We start from the raw sequence: 19,087 nt of genomic DNA, 5'->3' as shown, positions 1-19,087 counted from the left end.
CAAACGCGGTGGCACATCTCAGGGGCTACATCAATCGCTTGCGCTCGCTCGAGGGTGCGATACCCAGGGACTCGCGGTACTTGGCGACGGTGCGACGGGCGACCTGGATGCCTTGTGCCTCCAGTAAACCAGCGATCTTGCTGTCACTCAATGGCTTTTTCTGATTTTCCGCCGCAACCAGTTTCTTGATGATCGCGCGGATCGCCGTGGACGAGCATTCACCGCCCTCGGAGGTGCTGACGTGGCTCGAGAAAAAGTATTTCAACTCGTAGATGCCACGGGGGGTGTGCATGTACTTCTGGGTGGTGACCCGGGAAATGGTCGATTCGTGCATGCCCACGGCTTCTGCGATGTCGTGCAGCACCAGCGGCTTCATCGCCTCGTCGCCGTGGTCCAGGAAGCCGCGCTGGTGCTCGACGATCTGCGTAGCCACCTTCATCAAGGTTTCGTTGCGACTTTGCAGGCTCTTGATGAACCAGCGGGCTTCCTGCAGCTGGTTGCGCATGAAGGTGTTGTCGGCACTGGTGTCGGCGCGGCGCACGAACCCGGCGTATTGCGCATTCACGCGCAGGCGTGGCACCGCCTCCTGGTTTAGCTCTACCAACCACCGCTCGCTGTCCTTGCGCACGATCACATCCGGGACAACGTACTCGGGCTCGCTGGACTCGATTTGCGACCCTGGGCGAGGGTTGAGGCTCTGCACCAGTTCGATGACCTGGCGCAGCTCGTCTTCCTTGAGTTTCATGCGGCGCATGAGCTGGCTGTAGTCGCGGCTTCCCAGCAGGTCGATGAAGTCGCTGACCAGGCGCATAGCCTCGGTCATCCACGGGGTGCTGGCCGGCAGCTGGCGCAGTTGCAGCAACAGGCATTCGCCCAGCGTACGGGCGCCCACACCAGCAGGTTCGAATTGCTGGATACGGTGCAGCACTGCCTCGACTTCGTCCAGCTCGATGTCGAGCTCGGGGTCAAACCCTGCACAAATCTCGTCCAGGCTGTCTTCCAGGTAGCCCTGGTTGTTGATGCTGTCGATCAAGGTGACTGCAATGAGCCGATCGGTATCGGACATCGGGGCCAGGTTCAACTGCCATAGCAGGTGGCTTTGCAAGCTCTCCCCAGCCGAAGTGCGGGTAGTGAAATCCCACTCGTCGTCGTCATTGCTCGGCAGGCTGCTGGCGCTTGTCTGGTAGATGTCTTCCCAGGCGGTGTCGACGGGAAGCTCGTTGGGAATGCGTTCGTTCCACTCGCCGTCTTCGAGGTTCTCGGCGCTGGCAGTGGTTTCCTGGAAGCTGTTGTCCTGAACGTCGCTGGTGGGTTTGTTCTCGGCGTTATCCGCCATGGGGTCGGTGTTGTCGAAGTCGTCGCCGTCTTCCTGGCGCTCGAGCATCGGATTGGACTCCAGGGCTTCCTGGATTTCCTGCTGAAGGTCCAGGGTGGAAAGCTGGAGCAGGCGGATGGCCTGTTGCAACTGCGGTGTCATCGTCAGTTGCTGGCCCATTTTTAGGACGAGCGATGGTTTCATGGCAGATGCTTTGTACCTTGTTCGCCGGCGCACATGCGCCTTCCACTACACGAGGGCGCCGGGGCGCCATTTCAAGCAAGATTTATGCCTTAAATTGTAGCGTTTGCCTAGAGCACTGTAACAACTTGGCCCAACTTGTGGGCGTCTTTGTCCGTGCCCAAGGCGCGCGTCTTGATCAAAGCCTGAACTCGTGCCCCAGGTAAACTTCTTTCACCAGGTCATTGGCCAGGATGGTCTGGGCATCGCCTTCGGCGATCAAGCGACCGTCATTGACGATGTAGGCCGTTTCACAGATATCGAGCGTTTCACGCACGTTGTGGTCCGTGATCAGCACACCGATGCCCTTGGCCTTGAGGTGATGAATGATCTGCTTGATATCCCCAACCGAAATCGGGTCCACGCCTGCGAAGGGCTCATCGAGCAGAATGAATTTTGGCGCGGTTGCCAATGCCCGGGCAATCTCGACACGGCGCCGCTCACCACCGGACAGGCTCATGCCCAGGTTGTCGCGAATGTGGGTGATGTGGAATTCCTGGAGCAGGCTTTCGAGCGCCTGGCGCTGGCCCTCGCGATCGAGGTCCTTGCGGGTTTCCAGGATCGCCTTGATGTTGTCGGCCACCGACAGCTTGCGGAAGATCGACGCTTCCTGCGGAAGATAGCCGATACCGGCCTGGGCGCGACCGTGCATGGGCTGGTGGCTGACATCGAGGCTGTCGATCAGCACGCGCCCCTGATCGGCCTGAACCAGGCCGACGATCATGTAGAAGCACGTGGTCTTGCCGGCGCCGTTGGGGCCGAGCAGGCCGACGATCTGACCGCTGTCGATCGACAGGCTGACGTCTCGCACGACCTGGCGGCCCTTGTAGCTCTTGGCCAGGTGCTGGGCTTTGAGGGTTGCCATTTACTCGGCCTTCTTCTTGGGCTGGATCACCATGTCGATGCGCTGACGCGGCGTGGTTACGTTGCCACCCCGACCGGCAGTGGCCACTTGTGTCTGGGTGTTGTAGACGATTTTCTCGCCTTCGGTGGTGTTGCCTTCGTTCTCCACCTTGGCTCGGTCGGTGAGTACCACCAGGTCTTTCTGGGCCTGGTACTGGATGGTAACGCCCCAGCCTTTCATCTTGTCCGCCTTGGACGCGCTTTGTTGCTGCTCGAAGTAGGCCAGGTTGCCCACCGAGGTAACCACGTCGATATCGCCACCGTTCGTGCGAGTGATGGTCACGGTGTTGCCTTTGATCATCATCGAGCCCTGGGTAATGATCACGTCACCGGTGTAGGTGGCCACGCCTTTCTTGTCGTCCAGGTGCGCATTGTCGGCCTGGATGCGAATCGGCTGGTCACGGTCGTTCGGCAGGGCGAGGGCGCTCGCGCTTCCCAGTGCTGCGCTCAGGCTGAGCAAAAGGGGGAGGGTTTTAACGAGCCTCATACTGTCCTCTTACGTTAGAGAGCAGGTCCATCCTGCCTTCTTTCAGGTACGCTTTCATTCCTTTGCCCGTGGTCGTCCCACCGGCGCCGTCGATTCTAACGGCTTGCTCGGTCTGCGCATATTGCTTCTGCGGGAACACGGTCATGCGCGAGCTGGTGATGATGGTCTCACGCTTCTGTTCGTCAGTGCGGGCAACCCGCACATTGTCGATCAACTCGACCTCGCTGCCGTCGGGGTTGACCTCGGCGCGGGTGCTCTGTACATGCCACGGGAACGCGGTGCCGCGGTACAGGTGCAAGTCCGGCGTGGTCAACATCGTGACCTCGCTGGCCTTGAGATGTTCGACTTTGTCAGCGGTCATTTCGTACTGGAGCCTGCCATCGGGCAGAAACTGGACGCTGTGGGCGTTGATGGCGTAGTAGTCGATGGCGCTTTCGTCGACCTGGGCGACTGGCTTCTCCAGGAAACTCTCCGGGCTGACGTTCCAATAGCCGACGGCCACCAGCAGGGCTGCAATGGCCCCGAGCAGCACGATGTTTCTGGCTTTCTTGCTGAACATGGGCAACCTTACAGGTAGTTGGCGTTGGCAGCATCCAGGGTGCCCTGGGCCTGCATGATGAGTTCGCAGAATTCGCGCGCGGCACCTTCGCCCCCGCGGGCCTGGGTTACGCCATGAGCGTGTTCGCGCACGAACGGCGCCGCATTGGCCACGGCCATGCCCAGTGCCACGCGACGAATGACCGGCAAGTCCGGCAGGTCGTCGCCAAGGTAGGCCACCTGATCATAGCTCAGGCCCAGCTCGGCGAGCAGGCCGTCGAGCACAACGAGTTTGTCCTCGCGCCCCTGATACAGATGCGCGATACCCAGGTTCTTCGCCCTGCGCTCGACGACCGGTGTCTTGCGTCCGCTGATGATCGCGGTGGTGACGCCTGACGCCATCAGCATCTTGATGCCATGCCCGTCGAGGGTATTGAAGGTCTTGAACTCGCTGCCGTCCTCAAGAAAATAGAGGCGCCCGTCGGTGAGCACGCCATCGACGTCGAAGACCGCCAGTTTGATGGCCTTGGCGCGTTGCATCAGATCCTGATTCATCGTGGAGCTCCTCACAGTACGCCAGCGCGCAGCAGATCGTGCATGTTCAGGGCGCCGGTGGGGCGATCGTGGGCGTCCACCACCACCAGTGCGCCAATCTTGTTGTCTTCCATGATTTTCAATGCCTCGGCAGCCAGCATTTCAGCCCGGGCGGTCTTGCCGTGTACCGTCATCACCTCCTCGATCAAGGCGGTGCGCACATCGATGTTGCGGTCCAGGCTGCGGCGCAGGTCGCCGTCGGTGAAGACGCCGGCCAGGGTGCCATCGTTTTCGATGATCACGGTCATGCCCAGGCCTTTGCGGGACATTTCAAGCAGGGCGTCCTTGAGCAGCGTGCCGCGCGTGACCCTGGGCAGGTCGTCGCCGGCATGCATGACGTTCTCGACCTTGAGCAGCAGCCTGCGTCCCAGCGCACCGCCGGGGTGCGAGAAAGCAAAGTCTTCGGCCGTAAAGCCGCGTGCTTCGAGCAGGGCGATGGCAAGGGCGTCCCCCAAAACCAGCGAGGCGGTGGTGGAGGATGTGGGTGCCAGGTTCAGCGGGCAGGCTTCCTGGGCGACGCTGGCGTCAAGATTGACGTCGGCGGCCTGGGCCAAGGACGAGGCCGGGTTGCCGGTCAGGCTCACCAGCTTGATACCCAGGCGCTTGATCAGTGGTAGCAAGGTGATGATTTCGGCAGTGCTGCCGGAGTTCGACAGCGCGAGGATCACGTCGTCGCGGGTGATCATGCCCATGTCGCCGTGGCTGGCTTCGGCCGGGTGCACGAAGAAGGCTGGCGTGCCGGTGCTGGCCAAGGTGGCGGCGATCTTGTTGCCGATATGCCCGGACTTGCCCATGCCGACCACCACGACCCGGCCCTTGCTGGCCAGGATCAGCTCGCAGGCCTTGACGAAGTCGTCGCCGATACGCTCGATCAGGGCCGTGACGGCCTCGAGTTCCAGGCGCAGGGTGCGCTGGGCGGATTGGATCAGCTCGCTGGATTGGCTCATGTCGAAAAAGCAGTGTCTGATAAAAAGGCGGCGATTATAGCGGTAATGATTGAAACCCTCACGCTTTCGATTGTCGTAGGCAATATCCCCAGACACTGTCGGCTAGCTGAACAGCGGGCGGTACGGCCTTGGGGCGGCGTTCAGAGCGGTGTTATAGTTCGCGGCTATTCGGCCTGGCCCGGGGTGTGTGCCTTCCCGATGAAGGCTGACGTCCACTAGGACAGGGCTGCACTAGCAAGGAGTCTAGATGAGTGTGGATAGCGCCTGCGCGGTCGAGTTGAAGGGGGTTACCTTCAAACGCGGTTCGCGCAGCATTTTCAACAATGTCGACATCCGTATCCCACGCGGCAAGGTCACCGGCATCATGGGGCCATCGGGTTGCGGCAAGACCACGTTGCTTCGTCTGATGGGTGCGCAACTGCGCCCTGCAAGCGGGGAAGTGTGGGTGGCCGGGCAGAACCTGCCGGCGCTTTCACGCAGTGACCTGTTCGATGCACGCAAGCAGATGGGCGTGCTGTTCCAGAGCGGCGCCCTGTTCACCGACCTCGATGTCTTCGAGAACGTGGCGTTCCCCCTGCGCGTGCACACCCAACTGCCAGACGAGATGATTCGCGACATCGTGCTGATGAAACTGCAGGCAGTGGGCTTGCGCGGCGCCATCGACCTGATGCCGGACGAACTGTCCGGCGGCATGAAGCGGCGCGTGGCCCTGGCCCGGGCCATCGCACTGGACCCGCAGATCCTCATGTACGACGAGCCCTTCGTGGGCCAGGACCCGATCGCCATGGGCGTGCTGGTGCGCCTGATCCGCCTGCTCAACGATGCCCTGGGCATTACCAGCATCGTGGTGTCCCATGACCTGGCAGAAACTGCCAGCATCGCCGACTACATCTATGTGGTGGGCGATGGCCAGGTGCTGGGGCAAGGTACCCCGGACGAATTGATGGGTTCGGATAACCCGCGCATTCGCCAGTTCATGAAAGGCGATCCCGATGGCCCCGTGCCGTTCCATTTCCCTGCGCCCGATTACCGCGCCGACCTGCTGGGGGCGCGCTGATGCGTCAGAAATCCATTCTTGAACGTGTGCGCCTGCTGGGGCGCTCGGCCATTGACGTGCTGGCGGTGCTGGGGCGGTCCTGCCTGTTTCTGTTCCATGCGCTGGTCGGACGCGGCGGCATCGGCGGCGGCTTTCAGTTGCTCACTCGCCAACTGTATTCGGTGGGTGTGCTGTCCTTGGCCATCGTGGTGGTCTCGGGCATGTTCATCGGCATGGTGCTGGCCCTGCAGGGCTACAGCATCCTTACCAAGTACGGCTCCGAGCAGGCGGTAGGGCAGATGGTCGCCCTGACCCTGCTGCGCGAACTGGGCCCGGTCGTCACCGCCTTGCTGTTCGCAGGCCGGGCCGGTTCTGCCCTGACGGCCGAGATCGGCAACATGAAGTCAACCGAGCAGCTTTCCAGCCTCGAGATGATCGGCGTCGACCCCCTCAAATACATTGTTGCGCCGCGCCTATGGGCAGGGTTCATCTCGCTGCCGTTGCTGGCGCTGATCTTCAGCGTGGTCGGTATCTGGGGTGGCTCGTGGGTGGCGGTCGACTGGCTGGGCGTCTACGAGGGGTCTTTCTGGGCCAACATGCAGAACAGTGTCTCCTTCACCGACGATGTGCTCAACGGGCTGATCAAGAGCCTGGTGTTCGCCTTTGTTACCACCTGGATTGCCGTGTTCCAAGGGTACGACTGCGAGCCCACTTCTGAAGGGATCAGCCGTGCCACTACCAAGACCGTGGTCTATGCCTCGCTGGCTGTACTGGGTCTGGACTTTATTCTGACCGCTTTGATGTTTGGAGATTTCTGATGCAAAACCGCACCCTGGAAATCGGTGTCGGCCTGTTCCTCCTGGCCGGCATTCTGGCGTTGCTGATGCTGGCCCTGCGTGTCAGTGGCCTATCGGCCAGCCCGGCCGCCGATACGTACAAAGTTTATGCCTACTTCGACAATATCGCCGGTTTGACTGTCAGAGCCAAGGTGACCATGGCCGGCGTTACCATCGGCAAGGTCACCGCCATCGACCTGGACCGTGATTCGTACACCGGTCGGGTGACGCTGCAACTGGACAAGTCGGTGGATAACCTGCCGACCGACTCCACGGCGTCGATCCTGACGGCCGGGCTGCTTGGCGAGAAATACATCGGTATCAGCGTGGGCGGTGAGGAAGACGTACTCAAGGAGGGTGCGACCATTCACGACACCCAGTCGTCGCTGGTACTCGAAGACCTGATTGGCAAGTTCCTGCTCAACTCCGTTGGCAAGGAACCCAGAGACGCGCAACCGGACAACTGAGGAGTTTCCATGATATCGATTCTGCGACGTGGCCTGCTGGTTCTGCTGGCGGCTTTCCCCTTGCTGGCCGTGGCGGCACAATCGCCCCACGATGTGATCCAGAGCACCACCAACGAGCTGTTGAGTGATCTGAAGGCCAACAAGCAGCAGTACAAGGCCAACCCCAATGCGTTTTACGAGTCGCTCAATCGGATTCTCGGTCCAGTGGTCGATGCCGACGGTATCTCCAGGAGCATCATGACCGTCAAGTATTCGCGCAAGGCCACGCCTGAGCAGATGCAGCGCTTCCAGGAAAACTTCAAGCGCAGCCTGCTGCAGTTCTACGGTAATGCCCTGCTCGAATACAACAACGAAGGAATTGTGGTCGACCCTGCCAAGGCCGATGATGGCAAGCGTGCCAGCGTTGGCATGAAGGTCACCGGCAACAACGGCGCGGTATACCCGGTGCAGTACACGTTGCAGAACATCGCTGGCGAGTGGAAGGTCCGCAATGTGATTGTCAACGGCATCAACATCGGCAAGCTGTTCCGTGACCAGTTCGCCGATGCCATGCAGCGCAACGGCAACGACCTGGACAAGACCATCGACGGCTGGGCCGGCGAAGTGGCCAAGGCCAAGCAAAGCGCCGACAGCTCGCCGGAAAAGGCTGTCAAATGAGCCAGGCCGCCACCGCAAGCATGGCCGAGCCTGGCGTACTGCGCCTGGCCGGCGTGCTGGACTACCGCAGTGGCCCTGCACTGCGCAAGCAGGGCCAGGCGCTGATCAAGGCCAGCGGTGACGCGCAGCTGATCATCGACTGCACGGCTGTCGAGCACTCCACGAGCGTGGGCCTGTCGCTGTTGCTGTCTTTCCTGCGCGACGCCCAGGCCGCTGGCAAGCGTTGCCAGGTGCGTGGCATGCCTGATGACATGCGCGACATCGCCCAGGTTTATGACCTCGACGAGGTGCTGGCGAGCTGAAGCGCTAGCGGTAGAATCGCCCCTCGGTCAGTGAACCCCTTCGTTGGGCTTCGCAGGCGAGGGGCTTTTTTGTATGATGGCCGACCCGTGCGCATCGGGCGCCGATTGAGGTTGAGCATGCAGGCCCTAGAAGTTAAAAGCTTCCTTGAAGAAAAATTGCCGGGTTCCCGGGTCGAAGTTGAAGGCGAAGGCTGCAACTTCCAGTTGAACGTGATCAGCGACGAGCTGGCTGGCCTTAGCCCGGTCAAGCGTCAGCAGGCGATCTACGCCCACCTCAATCCATGGATCGCCAATGGCAGCATTCATGCGGTAACCATGAAATTTTTCAGCAGCGCAGCTTGGGCTGAGCGCACCTGAGCCACAAGGCGGCGAGATTCCAAATGGACAAACTGATTATCACTGGTGGCGCTCGTCTTGACGGCGAGATCCGCATTTCGGGTGCGAAAAACGCCGCCCTGCCGATCCTGGCCGCCACCTTGCTGGCCGATGGCCCGGTCACCGTAGGCAACCTGCCGCACCTGCACGACATCACTACCATGATCGAGCTGTTCGGGCGCATGGGCATCGAGCCTGTGATCGACGAAAAGCTGGCTGTGGAAATCGACCCGCGCAGCATCAAGACCCTGGTCGCGCCGTATGAACTGGTCAAGACCATGCGTGCCTCGATCCTGGTGCTCGGCCCCATGGTAGCCCGCTTCGGTGAAGCCGAAGTGGCCTTGCCCGGCGGTTGCGCCATTGGCTCACGCCCGGTCGACCTGCACATCCGCGGCCTGGAGGCCATGGGCGCAACCATCGAAGTCGAGGCCGGCTACATCAAGGCCAAGGCGCCTGAAGGCGGGCTGCGCGGCGCGCACTTCTTCTTCGATACCGTCAGCGTGACCGGTACCGAGAACATCATGATGGCCGCAGCCCTGGCCAAAGGCCGCAGCGTGTTGCAGAACGCTGCGCGCGAGCCTGAAGTGGTTGACTTGGCCAACTTCATCAATGCCATGGGCGGTAACGTGCAGGGCGCGGGCACCGACACCATCACCATCGATGGCGTGGAGCGTTTGGGTTCGGCCAACTACCGGGTCATGCCCGACCGTATCGAGACCGGCACCTACCTGGTCGCCGCTGCCGTGACCGGTGGCCGCGTCAAGGTCAAGGACACCGATCCAACCATCCTTGAAGCCGTACTGGAAAAACTCAAGGAGGCCGGTGCCGACATCAACACCGGCGCGGACTGGATCGAGCTGGACATGCACGGCAAGCGGCCCAAGGCTGTCAACCTGCGCACCGCGCCCTATCCTGCGTTCCCGACCGACATGCAGGCGCAGTTCATCTCGCTCAACGCCATCGCCGAAGGCACTGGCGCTGTCATCGAGACGATCTTCGAAAACCGCTTCATGCACGTGTATGAAATGCACCGTATGGGCGCGCAGATCCAGGTTGAGGGCAACACGGCCATCGTCACTGGCGTCAATGCGCTCAAGGGCGCCCCGGTCATGGCCACCGACTTGCGCGCATCGGCCAGTCTGGTACTGTCGGCCCTGGTTGCCGAGGGCGACACCCTGATCGATCGTATCTACCACATCGACCGTGGGTACGAGTGCATCGAGGAAAAACTGCAGATGCTGGGCGCGAAGATCCGTCGCGTTCCGGGCTAGGAGCCCTTTGGCGCAGTGTAGGAGGGCTTGCAGCCTCGCTTGTCCTGCCTGCGCCTCATGAATTGAATGCCGCCAGGTCGTTGACCTGGCCAGCAGTAGCCGCTTAAGGACTGACGTTCCAATGCTGACCATCGCGCTTTCCAAAGGCCGAATTCTCGACGATACCCTGCCGTTGCTGGCCGAAGCCGGTATCGCACCCACCGAGAACCCGGACAAGAGCCGCAAGCTGATCATTCCCACCACGCAGGACGACGTGCGCTTGCTGATCGTGCGTGCCACCGACGTGCCGACCTATGTCGAGCATGGCGCCGCCGACCTGGGCGTGGCTGGCAAGGACGTGCTGATGGAGTACGGCGGCCAAGGTCTCTACGAACCGCTGGACCTGCAGATTGCCCGCTGCAAGCTGATGACGGCCGGGGTGGTCGGTGCGCCAGAGCCCAAGGGGCGTCTGCGGGTGGCCACCAAATTCGTCAACGTGGCCAAGCGTTACTATGCCGAGCAAGGCCGCCAAGTCGACATCATCAAGCTGTACGGTTCCATGGAGCTGGCGCCGCTGATCAACCTGGCCGACAAGATCATCGACGTGGTCGATACCGGTAACACCTTGCGTGCCAACGGCCTGGAACCCCAGGAAATGATCGCCGACATCAGTTCCCGCCTGGTGGTCAACAAGGCCTCCATGAAAATGCAGCACGCCCGCATCCAAAGCCTGATCGACACCCTGCGCAAAGCGGTCGAATCGCGACACCGCGGCTGACTTCTGCGCGCGACCTTCGCTGTCGCGCCCGTCTATCCGCGTCATAGCCACTTTTCTCAGGTGCCCGCGCGGATGGACTGGTAGCCTAGGGCGCCTGAGCATTCGCTATCAACCGAGGCCCTCGCCATGACCGTGTCCACTGCAATTGCCCGTCTCAACGCTGCTGACCCGGACTTCGCCCGACATCTGGATCATCTGCTGAGCTGGGAGAGTGTGTCCGATGAGGCGGTCAACCAGCGCGTGCTCGACATCATCAAGGCTGTGCGCGAGCGCGGCGACGACGCCCTGGTAGAGTTCACCCAGCGCTTCGATGGCCTGCAAGCCGACTCCATCCAGGACTTGATCCTCGATCGTCAGCGGCTTGAGCTCGCACTGACCCGCATCACCGACACCCAGCGTGCGGCCCTTGAAAAAGCCGCCCAGCGCGTGCGCCTTTACCACGAGCGGCAAAAACAGGACTCCTGGCAGTACACCGAAGCCGATGGCACGGTGCTGGGCCAGAAGGTCACCCCGCTGGATCGCGCCGGGTTGTACGTACCTGGCGGCAAGGCGTCCTACCCCTCATCCGTGCTGATGAACGCCATTCCAGCCAAGGTGGCTGGTGTGGGCGAGGTGGTCATGGTGGTGCCCACACCGCGTGGCGAGGTCAACGAACTGGTGCTGGCTGCGGCCTGTATCGCCGGTGTCGATCGGGTGTTCACCGTCGGTGGCGCCCAGGCGGTGGCTGCCCTGGCCTATGGCACTGCCAGCGTACCCAAGGTCGACAAGATCGTCGGCCCGGGCAACATCTATGTCGCCACGGCCAAGCGTCATGTGTTCGGGCAGGTCGGGATCGACATGATCGCCGGCCCCTCCGAGATCCTGGTGGTGTGTGACGGCCAGACCGATCCTGACTGGATCGCCATGGACCTGTTCTCCCAGGCCGAGCACGACGAGGACGCCCAGGCCATTCTGGTAAGCCCGGACGCTGCATTCCTCGACCGCGTCGCGGCGAGCATCGACAAGCTGCTGCCGACCATGGAGCGGGCCGACATCATCGAGAAGTCGGTCAATGGGCGGGGTGCATTGATCCAGGTGCGCGACATGCAGCAGGCCATCGAGGTGGCCAACCGTATCGCGCCTGAGCACCTCGAGTTGTCAGTGGCAGATCCACAGGCGTGGCTGCCGCACATCCGTCATGCCGGCGCCATCTTCATGGGGCGTCACACCAGCGAGGCGCTGGGTGACTACTGCGCGGGCCCGAACCATGTATTGCCCACCTCCGGCACTGCACGCTTCTCGTCGCCGCTGGGGGTCTATGACTTCCAGAAGCGTTCATCGATCATCTTCTGTTCGGAGCAGGGCGCTTCCGAACTGGGGCAAACGGCCTCCGTGCTGGCCCGCGGCGAGTCGCTGACCGCCCACGCGCGCAGCGCCGAATACCGCATTCTGACTACCGAGAAGGGGAACTGAACATGAGTCGATTCTGGAGCCCTTTCGTCAAGGCACTGGTGCCCTATGTCCCTGGTGAGCAACCCAAGCTTGCCCGCCTGGTCAAGCTGAACACCAACGAGAACCCCTATGGCCCGTCGCCCAAGGCGCTCGAAGCCATGCGCGGTGAAATCAACGACAGCCTGCGCCTTTACCCTGATCCCAATGGCGATCACCTGAAGCAGGCGGTAGCGGACTACTACGGCATCACCGCTGCCCAGGTGTTTGTCGGCAACGGCTCGGACGAGGTGCTGGCGCACATCTTCCATGGCCTGTTCCAGCACGATGCACCTTTGCTGTTCCCAGACATCAGCTACAGCTTCTATCCAGTGTATTGCGGGCTGTACGGTATTGCCTACGAGCAGGTGCCCCTGGACGAGCAGTTCCAGATCCGCGTCGAGGACTACCGCAAGCCCAATGCCGGCATCATTTTCCCCAACCCCAATGCGCCGACTGGCTGCCTGATGCCGTTGCAGGCCATCGAGCAACTGTTGCAGCAGAACCCAGATTCGGTGGTGGTCGTCGATGAGGCCTATATCGATTTCGGCGGTCAGACGGCGATCAGCCTGGTAGGCCGTTACGACAATTTGCTGGTCACCCAGACCCTGTCGAAATCGCGCTCCCTGGCCGGCCTGCGGGTGGGCCTGGCGGTAGGTCATCCGGACCTGATCGAGGCGCTGGAGCGGATCAAGAACAGTTTCAACTCCTACCCGCTGGACCGCGCCGCTATCGTCGGTGCGGCAGCGGCATTCGCCGATCGCGCTTATTTCCAGCAGACCTGCCAGAAAGTGATCGACAGTCGCGGAGCGCTGGTGGGCGAGTTGCAAGCGCGTGGCTTCGAGGTGCTGCCATCGGCAGCCAACTTCGTCTTCGCCCGCCATCCCCAACACGATGCCGCCGCCCTCGCGGCCCGGCTACGCGAGCAAGGGGTGATCGTGCGTCACTTCAAGCAGGCGCGGATCGATCAGTTCCTGCGCATCACCATTGGCACTCCTGAAATGAATCAGGCGTTGCTCGACGCCCTGGTCTGACGCCGTTGCGTTCGCCATGTCCCGCGAGGGTCATGGCGAGTGTCTTTTTCAAGGTTATCGAACCACGAGTGCGGACCAGGCTACGCACCTGATCTTGCTCGCCTTCTGACACGAGTTACCAATGCCTGAACCTAGCACGCCCCAAACCCACGCAGTGGATCCTGACCGCGACCCGTTGCTCATCGACGCCGAGGCGGACGACGAGCAGGTACAGCGCCAGCCGCCGGTCAGGCACAAGCCCTGGCTGCTGTTGCTCGGCCTGGTACTGGTGGCCTTGAACCTGCGCCCTGCGTTGTCGAGCGTGGCGCCGGTGCTGGGGCAGGTTTCTGACGGGCTGGGGCTCAGCGCAGCGCAGGCAGGTCTGCTGACGACATTGCCGGTGCTGTGCCTGGGCCTGTTCGCGCCGCTCGCGCCCATGCTGGCGCGCCGTCTGGGCAGCGAACGGGTGGTGCTGGGCATTCTGGCGACCTTGGCGCTGGGCATCGTACTGCGCAGTGTCCTGGGCACGACAGGTCTGTTTCTGGGCAGCCTGGTGGCCGGTGCCAGTATCGGCATCATCGGTGTACTGCTGCCGGGTATCGTCAAGCGCGACTTTCCACAGCATGCCGGCACGCTGACCGGCGTCTATACCATGGCGCTGTGCCTGGGGGCGGCGATGGCGGCGGGGGCGACCGTGCCGTTGGCGCACGCGTTGGGCGACAACTGGGCCCCGGCACTGGGGTTCTGGATGCTACCGGCCGTGCTGGCCATGCTGGTATGGCTGCCGCAGGCGCGCAACGGTCATGGCGTGCACAAGGTCGCCTATCGCGTGCGTGGCCTTTGGCGTGATCCGCTGGCATGGCAGGTCACACTGTACATGGGGCTGCAGTCCTCACTCGCCTACATTGTCTTCGGCTGGCTGCCCTCGATCCTGATCGGCCGCGGCCTTAGCCCAACCCAGGCGGGCCTGGTGCTGTCGGGGTCGGTGATCATGCAACTGGTCAGCTCGCTTGCGGCACCTTGGCTGGCCACCCGTGGGCGTGATCAGCGCCTGGCGATCGTGGTGGTCATGCTGGTGACTTTGTGCGGGCTGTTCGGCTGCCTTTACGCACCCTTGTCGGGGCTGTGGGGCTGGGCAGTGCTGCTGGGCCTGGGCCAAGGCGGCACGTTTGCCCTGGCACTGACCTTGATCGTGCTGCGCTCAAGGGATGCGCATGTGGCGGCGAACCTCTCCAGCATGGCTCAGGGGGTTGGCTACACGCTGGCGTCGATGGGCCCGTTCGCCGTGGGCCTGGTGCATGACCTGACCGGAGGCTGGAATGCTTTGGGTTGGGTGTTTGCCGTGCTCGGTGCAGGGGCCATCGTGTTCGGCCTGGGGGCCGGGCGCGCGTTGCATGTGCAGGTTACCAGCGAGAAGGTCCAATAGCTTCGCGGTGGTACTGGCGTAACCGGGCGAGGCAGATTATCGTGCGGTTTTCACCCTCAGGAAGCCCCTTTGATGAGCGATGCCAACCGCGAGTTGATCACCCGTTTCTACCAGGCTTTCCAGCGGCTTGATGCCCAGGCCATGGTCGCCTGTTACAGCGATGACGTGGTGTTCAGTGATCCGGTCTTCGGCACGCTGCGTGGCAAGGACGCCGGCGACATGTGGCGGATGCTGACCCGGCGCGCCAAGGATTTCTCCCTGCGCTACGACAACGTGCGTGCCGATGAGCGCGGTGGTTCGGCGCAATGGATTGCCACTTACGTTTTCGCCCAGACCGGACGAGGCGTGGTCAACACCATCCAGGCACGTTTTGAAATCCGCGATGGGCTGATACACCGGCATGAAGACAACTTCGACCTGTGGGCCTGGTCCCGCCAGGCCTTGGGTGCGCCAGGGCTGCTGCTGGGCTGGACACCCTGGCTGCAAGCGAAAGTACGCCACCAGGCATTCAAGGGCTTGCGGGCGTACCAGCACGCTCAAGGGGCGGCGACCGCCTGATCAGGCTCGTGATAGGTGAACGTGGCACGCTCGCCGGCCTGCCAGGGTAGCCGTATTTTGATCACGGGTATGAAGCCGCCATGGGTGCGGTGCCAGTCTCTTTGATCAGCTTGAGCTTGCTCCAGGGCACCGTACTCCCCGTCGATGTAGAAGAATGACTGGATGGGCAACTCGCCCGCGTGGGCTTCATCCCAAGCGCCGATCACTATCTCGTTCCAGACAAAGGGCAGCTCGTCAGCAAACAGTCGTTGCGCGCGCAGGGTCTGGTGGAAGGCTTGCGCACGTTCCGGTACGCGCGTCCGGCGTATATCGAAGGCGCATTGGCGCTTGTAGTCGCCGGTCAGCCTGAAGCGTGCGATCCAGTCTTCGGCCGTGTGCACGCCTTGCTCATGGCAGGCCGCTTCACGTTCGGGTGTTTGTCGATTGTCGCCGCATCCCCGGTTGTCTCGTTCCCACGTGTCGCCGTCGGTGGGCCATGCGCAGAGCATTTCATAGCGCAAGGAGCCGGCGGGTCGCTGCAACAGCGGATACAAGGTGAAGCCACTGCGACCATCGGCGGCCAGGCCAGTGGTCGGCAAGTCACTGCGCAGGTAGGAAAACGAAACACCACCTTTGTCCTTGCTGTTCTGGCTATGATGCCAGGTGTGATAGTGCGGGGATGGAAGCGTGGACCTCAGCAAGACGCCGGAACAGGCATGGGCCGGCACGGCATTGCCCTCGCACTGGGTGGGGATGGCGTTATAGTTTTCCTGCATGCGGGCGGCGGTCTGGGCGCCAATCGAAGCCTGTGCGCTGGCGGTTGCAGCGAGTACCGCAGTGGCCAGCAGTGAACGGATCTGTAAATGGAGCATGATGAGCCCTCGTCGAGTGGGCTCATGAAGTTAATGATGGATACAGCCGTTGTGGTGAGTGAAAACGTGTCGGATCAGGTAATAAAACCTTGGTATGTGTACCTGGTCAGGGCGGCCAATGGCGCGCTTTACTGTGGCATCAGCGATGACCCGAGGCGGCGCTTCGAGGCGCACTGCAAAGGCCAGGGTGCACGCTTTTTCAAGACCAGCCCTGCCCAGGCCCTGGTCTACGTGGAGCGGTGGCCGGACAAAGGCGAAGCCTTGCGCCAGGAAAGGCTGGTCAAGCGCCTGCGCAAGTCGGCGAAAGAGGCACTGGTGTCCTCCTACAACGCCGAACCTGCATGCGGTGCAGTCAGTCCTTGCGACGCTTGAGCTGATCCACGAGCGTTGTGGGCAGACCCTTGATGATCAAGGTGCCAGCCGCTTCGTCGTACTCCACCTTGTCACCCAGCAAATGGGCCTCGAAACTGATCGACAGCCCTTCGGCACGGCCGGTGAAGCGACGGAACTGGTTCAGGGTGCGCTTATCGGCAGGAATCTCCGGTGACAGCCCATAGTCCTTGTTGCGGATATGGTCGTAAAACGCCTTGGGCCGATCTTCATCGATGAGGCTGGACAGTTCTTCGAGCGTCACAGGCTCGCCCAGCTTGGTCTGCGTGGTGGCGTAGTCCACCAGTGTCTGGGTTTTTTCACGGGCAGAGGCCTCGGGCAGGTCCTCGCTTTCCACGAAGTCACTGAACGCCTTGAGCAACGTGCGCGTCTCGCCCGGCCCGTCTACACCTTCCTGACACCCGATGAAGTCCCGGAAGTAATCCGAGACTTTCTTGCCGTTCTTGCCCTTGATGAACGAGATGTACTGCTTGGAGTTCTGGTTATTCTTCCATTCCGAAAGGTTGATGCGCGCCGCCAGGTGCAACTGACCCAGGTCCAGGTGCCGCGAAGGCATGACATCGAGTTCGGCGTTCACGGCAACGCCTTCGCTGTGGTGCAGCAGTGCGATGGCCAGGTACTCGGTCATGCCTTGCTGATAGTGCGCAAAGAGCACGTGCCCGCCGGTGGACAGGTTGGATTCTTCCATCAGCTTTTGCAGGTGCTCCACGGCCAGCCGGCTGAAGGCGGTGAAATCCTGCTCCTGGTCCAGGTACTGCTTCAACCAGCCACTGAGCGGGTAGGCACCGGACTCGCTGTGAAAGAACCCCCAGGCCTTGCCCTGCTTGGCGTTGTAGCTGTCATTGAGGTCGGCGAGCAGGTTCTCGATGGCGTCGGAGGCTGCCAGCTCGGCGTCGCGTGCGTGCAGCACGGCAGGGCTGCCATCGGGCTTTTTGTCGATCAGGTGAACGATGCAATGTCGGATTGGCATGGGGTTCTCGGCCAGCTGCAAAAGCGCTGAAGTTTACCTCAGACGCTCGGTGATTCAGTGGCCGGATCGTAGCAGAAATGAAGGTTGGCGGTTTTTTGCTCAAATTCGCGGTGTTTTCATCAGTAGGGCCTGAAAACCTGCATTAAATCAGGGGCGGCAGCGGATATTTGTCCGCTGCTGTGGTAGTTTTGCGCGGTCTTGCGCCCCTGTTGTGGCGCATTGCTGCAGTACGCGCTCGGCGTGTCGAACCAAACGCTGATTTGCGTATCTACATACCCAATTGGCGCGGCCCTCCAATCTCGTCGGGGCTGGCCCGATAACGTCGTCGTTCGCTGCATAACCATCGAATTTGATAGGGAAGGAACACCACCATGGCATTGACCAAAGACCAACTGATTGCCGACATCGCCGAATCGATCGCAGCGCCTAAAGCCACCGCCAAGAACGCTCTGGAGCAACTGGGCCAGATCGTTGCCGACCAACTGGAAAACGGCGCTGAAATCACCCTGCCAGGCATCGGCAAGCTGAAAGTCTCCGAGCGTCCTGCCCGTACCGGCCGCAACCCTTCGACTGGCGCCGCCATCGAAATCGCTGCCAAGAAAGTCGTCAAGTTCGTACCGGCCAAAGTGCTGACCGACGCCATCAACAAGTAATTGTCGATGCGGTGACCTAACCGCGCTCGGGTTGCCCGAGCGCGGTTTTTTCATGCCTGTGAAATGTGCTTGGCGCGCCATGCCTTGCGTGCAGCATCGTCATGGAAGCTCCAGGCGAGCATGCGGCTTTGTTTCTGCCCTTGGCCCATTTCGACAACGCGCACCGCCGCGGCCCCGGTCTTATTCAAGATGGCCTCCAGCGCCGGCAGGTTACTGGCCTTCGATACCAGGCTGGTGAACCACAGTGTCTGGCTGGCGTAGGGCGCGCTCTCGTTGATCAGTTGGGTGACGAAGCGGATCTCACCGCCTTCGCACCACAGTTCGTTGTTCTGGCCACCGAAGTTCAGCACGGGCAGCTTGCGCTTGGGGTCCTGCTTGCCCAGGTTCTTCCATTTGCGCTGGCTGCCACGGGTGGCTTCCTCGCGTGAGGCATGGAAGGGCGGATTGCACAGGGTCAGATCGAAGCGCTCATCGTCCTTGAGCAGGCCGCTTAGGATATGCGCAGGGTTGCTCTGCTGGCGCAGGTTGATGACCTTGTCCAGGCCATTGGCCTGAATGATCGTCCTGGCCGACGCCAATGCTACGGGATCGATGTCCGAGCCCAGAAAGCGCCAGCGGTAATCGCTATGGCCCAGCAGCGGGTAGATGCAGTTGGCACCCACGCCGATGTCGAGCACGCGCACCTGGGCGCCTTTGGGGGGCTGGCCTGCGTTGTCGGCAGCCAGCAGGTCGGCGGCCACATGAATGTAGTCGGCGCGACCGGGAATCGGCGGGCACAGGTAGTTGGCCGGGATGTCCCAGTGCTGGATCCCGTACTGGGCTTTGAGCAGGGCACGGTTGAACACTCGCACGGCTTCGGGGTTGGCGAAATCGATGCTGGGTTTGCCGTGAGGGTTGGTGATGGTGAAGCGCGCCAGGTCAGGGTGGGCCTTGATCAGGCTCGGGAAGTCGTAGCGGCCCTGGTGGCGGTTGCGCGGGTGCAGGGTGGGTTTATTTTGAGTCATGCTCGGGTCCGGTGCTGCATGTGCTGGCCAG

The 19,087-nt window shown here is 61.8% G+C and carries 23 protein-coding genes; 14 read left to right on the top strand and 9 right to left on the bottom strand.

Annotated features, from left to right (window positions below; genetic code table 11):
- Nucleotides 1–25: 25 nt before the first annotated feature.
- The 6 genes from FS767_RS04680 to FS767_RS04655 form a co-directional block, all read right to left on the bottom strand.
- On the bottom strand, nt 26–1,519 hold the full coding sequence (locus FS767_RS04680) for an RNA polymerase factor sigma-54 (RefSeq protein ID WP_058637503.1): 1,494 nt from the start codon (nt 1,517–1,519) through the stop codon (nt 26–28).
- Between the two features lie 175 nt (nt 1,520–1,694).
- Nucleotides 1,695–2,420, bottom strand: a complete 726-nt coding sequence (gene lptB / locus FS767_RS04675; protein WP_144964399.1) for an LPS export ABC transporter ATP-binding protein — start codon at nt 2,418–2,420, stop codon at nt 1,695–1,697.
- Complete coding sequence (gene lptA, locus FS767_RS04670; protein WP_023533341.1) at nt 2,421–2,945, bottom strand: lipopolysaccharide transport periplasmic protein LptA; 525 nt, start codon at nt 2,943–2,945, stop codon at nt 2,421–2,423.
- Nucleotides 2,932–3,504 (bottom strand): LPS export ABC transporter periplasmic protein LptC, encoded by a 573-nt coding sequence (gene lptC, locus FS767_RS04665; protein WP_028687057.1) that lies wholly within the window; start codon nt 3,502–3,504, stop codon nt 2,932–2,934. Before lptC ends, lptA begins: the two co-directional genes overlap by 14 nt.
- Nucleotides 3,505–3,512: 8 nt before the next feature.
- A complete protein-coding gene (locus FS767_RS04660; protein WP_027913745.1) occupies nt 3,513–4,037 on the bottom strand; it encodes an HAD family hydrolase in 525 nt (174 codons plus the stop codon).
- Nucleotides 4,038–4,048: 11 nt separating this feature from the next.
- Nucleotides 4,049–5,023, bottom strand: coding sequence for a KpsF/GutQ family sugar-phosphate isomerase (locus FS767_RS04655; protein ID WP_058637505.1), 975 nt, complete (start codon nt 5,021–5,023; stop codon nt 4,049–4,051).
- Nucleotides 5,024–5,270: 247 nt separating this feature from the next.
- On the opposite strand from FS767_RS04655, the gene FS767_RS04650 reads away from it, so the two are divergent.
- The 12 genes from FS767_RS04650 to FS767_RS04595 all read left to right on the top strand — a co-directional run bounded on the left by FS767_RS04650 (nt 5,271) and on the right by FS767_RS04595 (nt 15,188).
- The gene (locus FS767_RS04650; protein WP_023533446.1) at nt 5,271–6,080 is read left to right on the top strand and encodes an ATP-binding cassette domain-containing protein; all 810 of its coding nucleotides are present in this window, start codon (nt 5,271–5,273) and stop codon (nt 6,078–6,080) included.
- A complete protein-coding gene (gene mlaE / locus FS767_RS04645) occupies nt 6,080–6,877 on the top strand; it encodes a lipid asymmetry maintenance ABC transporter permease subunit MlaE (RefSeq protein ID WP_058604415.1) in 798 nt (265 codons plus the stop codon). The genes FS767_RS04650 and mlaE overlap by 1 nt, the downstream gene beginning before the upstream one ends.
- Complete coding sequence (gene mlaD, locus FS767_RS04640) at nt 6,877–7,362, top strand: outer membrane lipid asymmetry maintenance protein MlaD (protein WP_144964398.1); 486 nt, start codon at nt 6,877–6,879, stop codon at nt 7,360–7,362. Before mlaE ends, mlaD begins: the two co-directional genes overlap by 1 nt.
- Nucleotides 7,363–7,371: 9 nt before the next feature.
- Nucleotides 7,372–8,019: a phospholipid-binding protein MlaC gene (locus FS767_RS04635; RefSeq protein ID WP_023533395.1), complete on the top strand. Its 648-nt coding sequence runs from the start codon at nt 7,372–7,374 to the stop codon at nt 8,017–8,019.
- Complete coding sequence (locus tag FS767_RS04630) at nt 8,016–8,321, top strand: lipid asymmetry maintenance protein MlaB (RefSeq protein ID WP_144964397.1); 306 nt, start codon at nt 8,016–8,018, stop codon at nt 8,319–8,321. Before FS767_RS04635 ends, FS767_RS04630 begins: the two co-directional genes overlap by 4 nt.
- A gap of 117 nt (nt 8,322–8,438) precedes the next feature.
- The gene (locus FS767_RS04625) at nt 8,439–8,678 is read left to right on the top strand and encodes a BolA family protein (RefSeq protein WP_019471361.1); all 240 of its coding nucleotides are present in this window, start codon (nt 8,439–8,441) and stop codon (nt 8,676–8,678) included.
- A gap of 23 nt (nt 8,679–8,701) precedes the next feature.
- Nucleotides 8,702–9,967, top strand: a complete 1,266-nt coding sequence (murA, locus tag FS767_RS04620; protein ID WP_058604417.1) for a UDP-N-acetylglucosamine 1-carboxyvinyltransferase — start codon at nt 8,702–8,704, stop codon at nt 9,965–9,967.
- A 121-nt stretch (nt 9,968–10,088) separates the two neighbouring features.
- Entirely contained in the window at nt 10,089–10,724 is a 636-nt protein-coding gene (gene hisG / locus FS767_RS04615; RefSeq protein WP_058604418.1) for an ATP phosphoribosyltransferase, read from the top strand.
- 126 nt (nt 10,725–10,850) lie between these two features.
- Nucleotides 10,851–12,176 (top strand): histidinol dehydrogenase, encoded by a 1,326-nt coding sequence (gene hisD / locus FS767_RS04610; RefSeq protein WP_144964396.1) that lies wholly within the window; start codon nt 10,851–10,853, stop codon nt 12,174–12,176.
- 2 nt (nt 12,177–12,178) lie between these two features.
- Nucleotides 12,179–13,225 (top strand): histidinol-phosphate transaminase, encoded by a 1,047-nt coding sequence (gene hisC / locus FS767_RS04605; protein ID WP_144964395.1) that lies wholly within the window; start codon nt 12,179–12,181, stop codon nt 13,223–13,225.
- Nucleotides 13,226–13,346: 121 nt separating this feature from the next.
- Nucleotides 13,347–14,630 (top strand): MFS transporter, encoded by a 1,284-nt coding sequence (locus FS767_RS04600; RefSeq protein ID WP_144964394.1) that lies wholly within the window; start codon nt 13,347–13,349, stop codon nt 14,628–14,630.
- A gap of 72 nt (nt 14,631–14,702) precedes the next feature.
- Nucleotides 14,703–15,188, top strand: a complete 486-nt coding sequence (locus FS767_RS04595) for a nuclear transport factor 2 family protein (RefSeq protein WP_144964393.1) — start codon at nt 14,703–14,705, stop codon at nt 15,186–15,188.
- Here the strand turns inward: FS767_RS04595 and FS767_RS04590 are convergent.
- Nucleotides 15,167–16,039, bottom strand: coding sequence for a hypothetical protein (locus tag FS767_RS04590; protein WP_144964392.1), 873 nt, complete (start codon nt 16,037–16,039; stop codon nt 15,167–15,169). The two genes, FS767_RS04595 and FS767_RS04590, sit on opposite strands and share 22 nt — an antisense overlap.
- Before the next feature lie 36 nt (nt 16,040–16,075).
- Here FS767_RS04590 and FS767_RS04585 point away from each other — a divergent pair, with 36 nt between their 5' ends.
- On the top strand, nt 16,076–16,411 hold the full coding sequence (locus FS767_RS04585; protein WP_240928561.1) for a GIY-YIG nuclease family protein: 336 nt from the start codon (nt 16,076–16,078) through the stop codon (nt 16,409–16,411).
- On the opposite strand, the gene yejK is transcribed toward FS767_RS04585, so the two are convergent.
- Nucleotides 16,392–17,399, bottom strand: a complete 1,008-nt coding sequence (gene yejK / locus FS767_RS04580; protein ID WP_023533422.1) for a nucleoid-associated protein YejK — start codon at nt 17,397–17,399, stop codon at nt 16,392–16,394. The genes FS767_RS04585 and yejK overlap by 20 nt on opposite strands.
- Before the next feature lie 371 nt (nt 17,400–17,770).
- Between yejK and FS767_RS04575 the strand changes: the two genes are divergently transcribed.
- Complete coding sequence (locus FS767_RS04575) at nt 17,771–18,052, top strand: HU family DNA-binding protein (RefSeq protein ID WP_003255106.1); 282 nt, start codon at nt 17,771–17,773, stop codon at nt 18,050–18,052.
- A 50-nt stretch (nt 18,053–18,102) separates the two neighbouring features.
- On the opposite strand, the gene rlmF is transcribed toward FS767_RS04575, so the two are convergent.
- Nucleotides 18,103–19,056: a 23S rRNA (adenine(1618)-N(6))-methyltransferase RlmF gene (gene rlmF / locus FS767_RS04570; protein ID WP_144964391.1), complete on the bottom strand. Its 954-nt coding sequence runs from the start codon at nt 19,054–19,056 to the stop codon at nt 18,103–18,105.
- Between the last annotated feature and the right edge of the window lie 31 nt (nt 19,057–19,087).

The organism is Pseudomonas sp. DE0010 (assembly GCF_007680745.1).
GTDB classification, from domain to species: Bacteria; Pseudomonadota; Gammaproteobacteria; order Pseudomonadales; family Pseudomonadaceae; genus Aquipseudomonas; species Aquipseudomonas parafulva_B.
The sequence above is the reverse complement of the archived record's forward strand: the minus strand, read 5'-3'. Positions and strand labels throughout refer to the sequence as shown.

Bases quoted from the DNA above. Each gene is read 5' to 3' on its own strand.
- FS767_RS04680 (WP_058637503.1), bottom strand. From the start codon at position 1,519: ATGAAACCATCGCTCGTCCTAAAAATGGGCCAGCAACTGACGATGACA.
- lptB (WP_144964399.1), bottom strand. From the start codon at position 2,420: ATGGCAACCCTCAAAGCCCAGCACCTGGCCAAGAGCTACAAGGGCCGC.
- lptA (WP_023533341.1), bottom strand. From the start codon at position 2,945: ATGAGGCTCGTTAAAACCCTCCCCCTTTTGCTCAGCCTGAGCGCAGCA.
- lptC (WP_028687057.1), bottom strand. From the start codon at position 3,504: ATGTTCAGCAAGAAAGCCAGAAACATCGTGCTGCTCGGGGCCATTGCA.
- FS767_RS04660 (WP_027913745.1), bottom strand. From the start codon at position 4,037: ATGAATCAGGATCTGATGCAACGCGCCAAGGCCATCAAACTGGCGGTC.
- FS767_RS04655 (WP_058637505.1), bottom strand. From the start codon at position 5,023: ATGAGCCAATCCAGCGAGCTGATCCAATCCGCCCAGCGCACCCTGCGC.
- FS767_RS04650 (WP_023533446.1), top strand. From the start codon at position 5,271: ATGAGTGTGGATAGCGCCTGCGCGGTCGAGTTGAAGGGGGTTACCTTC.
- mlaE (WP_058604415.1), top strand. From the start codon at position 6,080: ATGCGTCAGAAATCCATTCTTGAACGTGTGCGCCTGCTGGGGCGCTCG.
- mlaD (WP_144964398.1), top strand. From the start codon at position 6,877: ATGCAAAACCGCACCCTGGAAATCGGTGTCGGCCTGTTCCTCCTGGCC.
- FS767_RS04635 (WP_023533395.1), top strand. From the start codon at position 7,372: ATGATATCGATTCTGCGACGTGGCCTGCTGGTTCTGCTGGCGGCTTTC.
- FS767_RS04630 (WP_144964397.1), top strand. From the start codon at position 8,016: ATGAGCCAGGCCGCCACCGCAAGCATGGCCGAGCCTGGCGTACTGCGC.
- FS767_RS04625 (WP_019471361.1), top strand. From the start codon at position 8,439: ATGCAGGCCCTAGAAGTTAAAAGCTTCCTTGAAGAAAAATTGCCGGGT.
- murA (WP_058604417.1), top strand. From the start codon at position 8,702: ATGGACAAACTGATTATCACTGGTGGCGCTCGTCTTGACGGCGAGATC.
- hisG (WP_058604418.1), top strand. From the start codon at position 10,089: ATGCTGACCATCGCGCTTTCCAAAGGCCGAATTCTCGACGATACCCTG.
- hisD (WP_144964396.1), top strand. From the start codon at position 10,851: ATGACCGTGTCCACTGCAATTGCCCGTCTCAACGCTGCTGACCCGGAC.
- hisC (WP_144964395.1), top strand. From the start codon at position 12,179: ATGAGTCGATTCTGGAGCCCTTTCGTCAAGGCACTGGTGCCCTATGTC.
- FS767_RS04600 (WP_144964394.1), top strand. From the start codon at position 13,347: ATGCCTGAACCTAGCACGCCCCAAACCCACGCAGTGGATCCTGACCGC.
- FS767_RS04595 (WP_144964393.1), top strand. From the start codon at position 14,703: ATGAGCGATGCCAACCGCGAGTTGATCACCCGTTTCTACCAGGCTTTC.
- FS767_RS04590 (WP_144964392.1), bottom strand. From the start codon at position 16,039: ATGCTCCATTTACAGATCCGTTCACTGCTGGCCACTGCGGTACTCGCT.
- FS767_RS04585 (WP_240928561.1), top strand. From the start codon at position 16,076: ATGGATACAGCCGTTGTGGTGAGTGAAAACGTGTCGGATCAGGTAATA.
- yejK (WP_023533422.1), bottom strand. From the start codon at position 17,399: ATGCCAATCCGACATTGCATCGTTCACCTGATCGACAAAAAGCCCGAT.
- FS767_RS04575 (WP_003255106.1), top strand. From the start codon at position 17,771: ATGGCATTGACCAAAGACCAACTGATTGCCGACATCGCCGAATCGATC.
- rlmF (WP_144964391.1), bottom strand. From the start codon at position 19,056: ATGACTCAAAATAAACCCACCCTGCACCCGCGCAACCGCCACCAGGGC.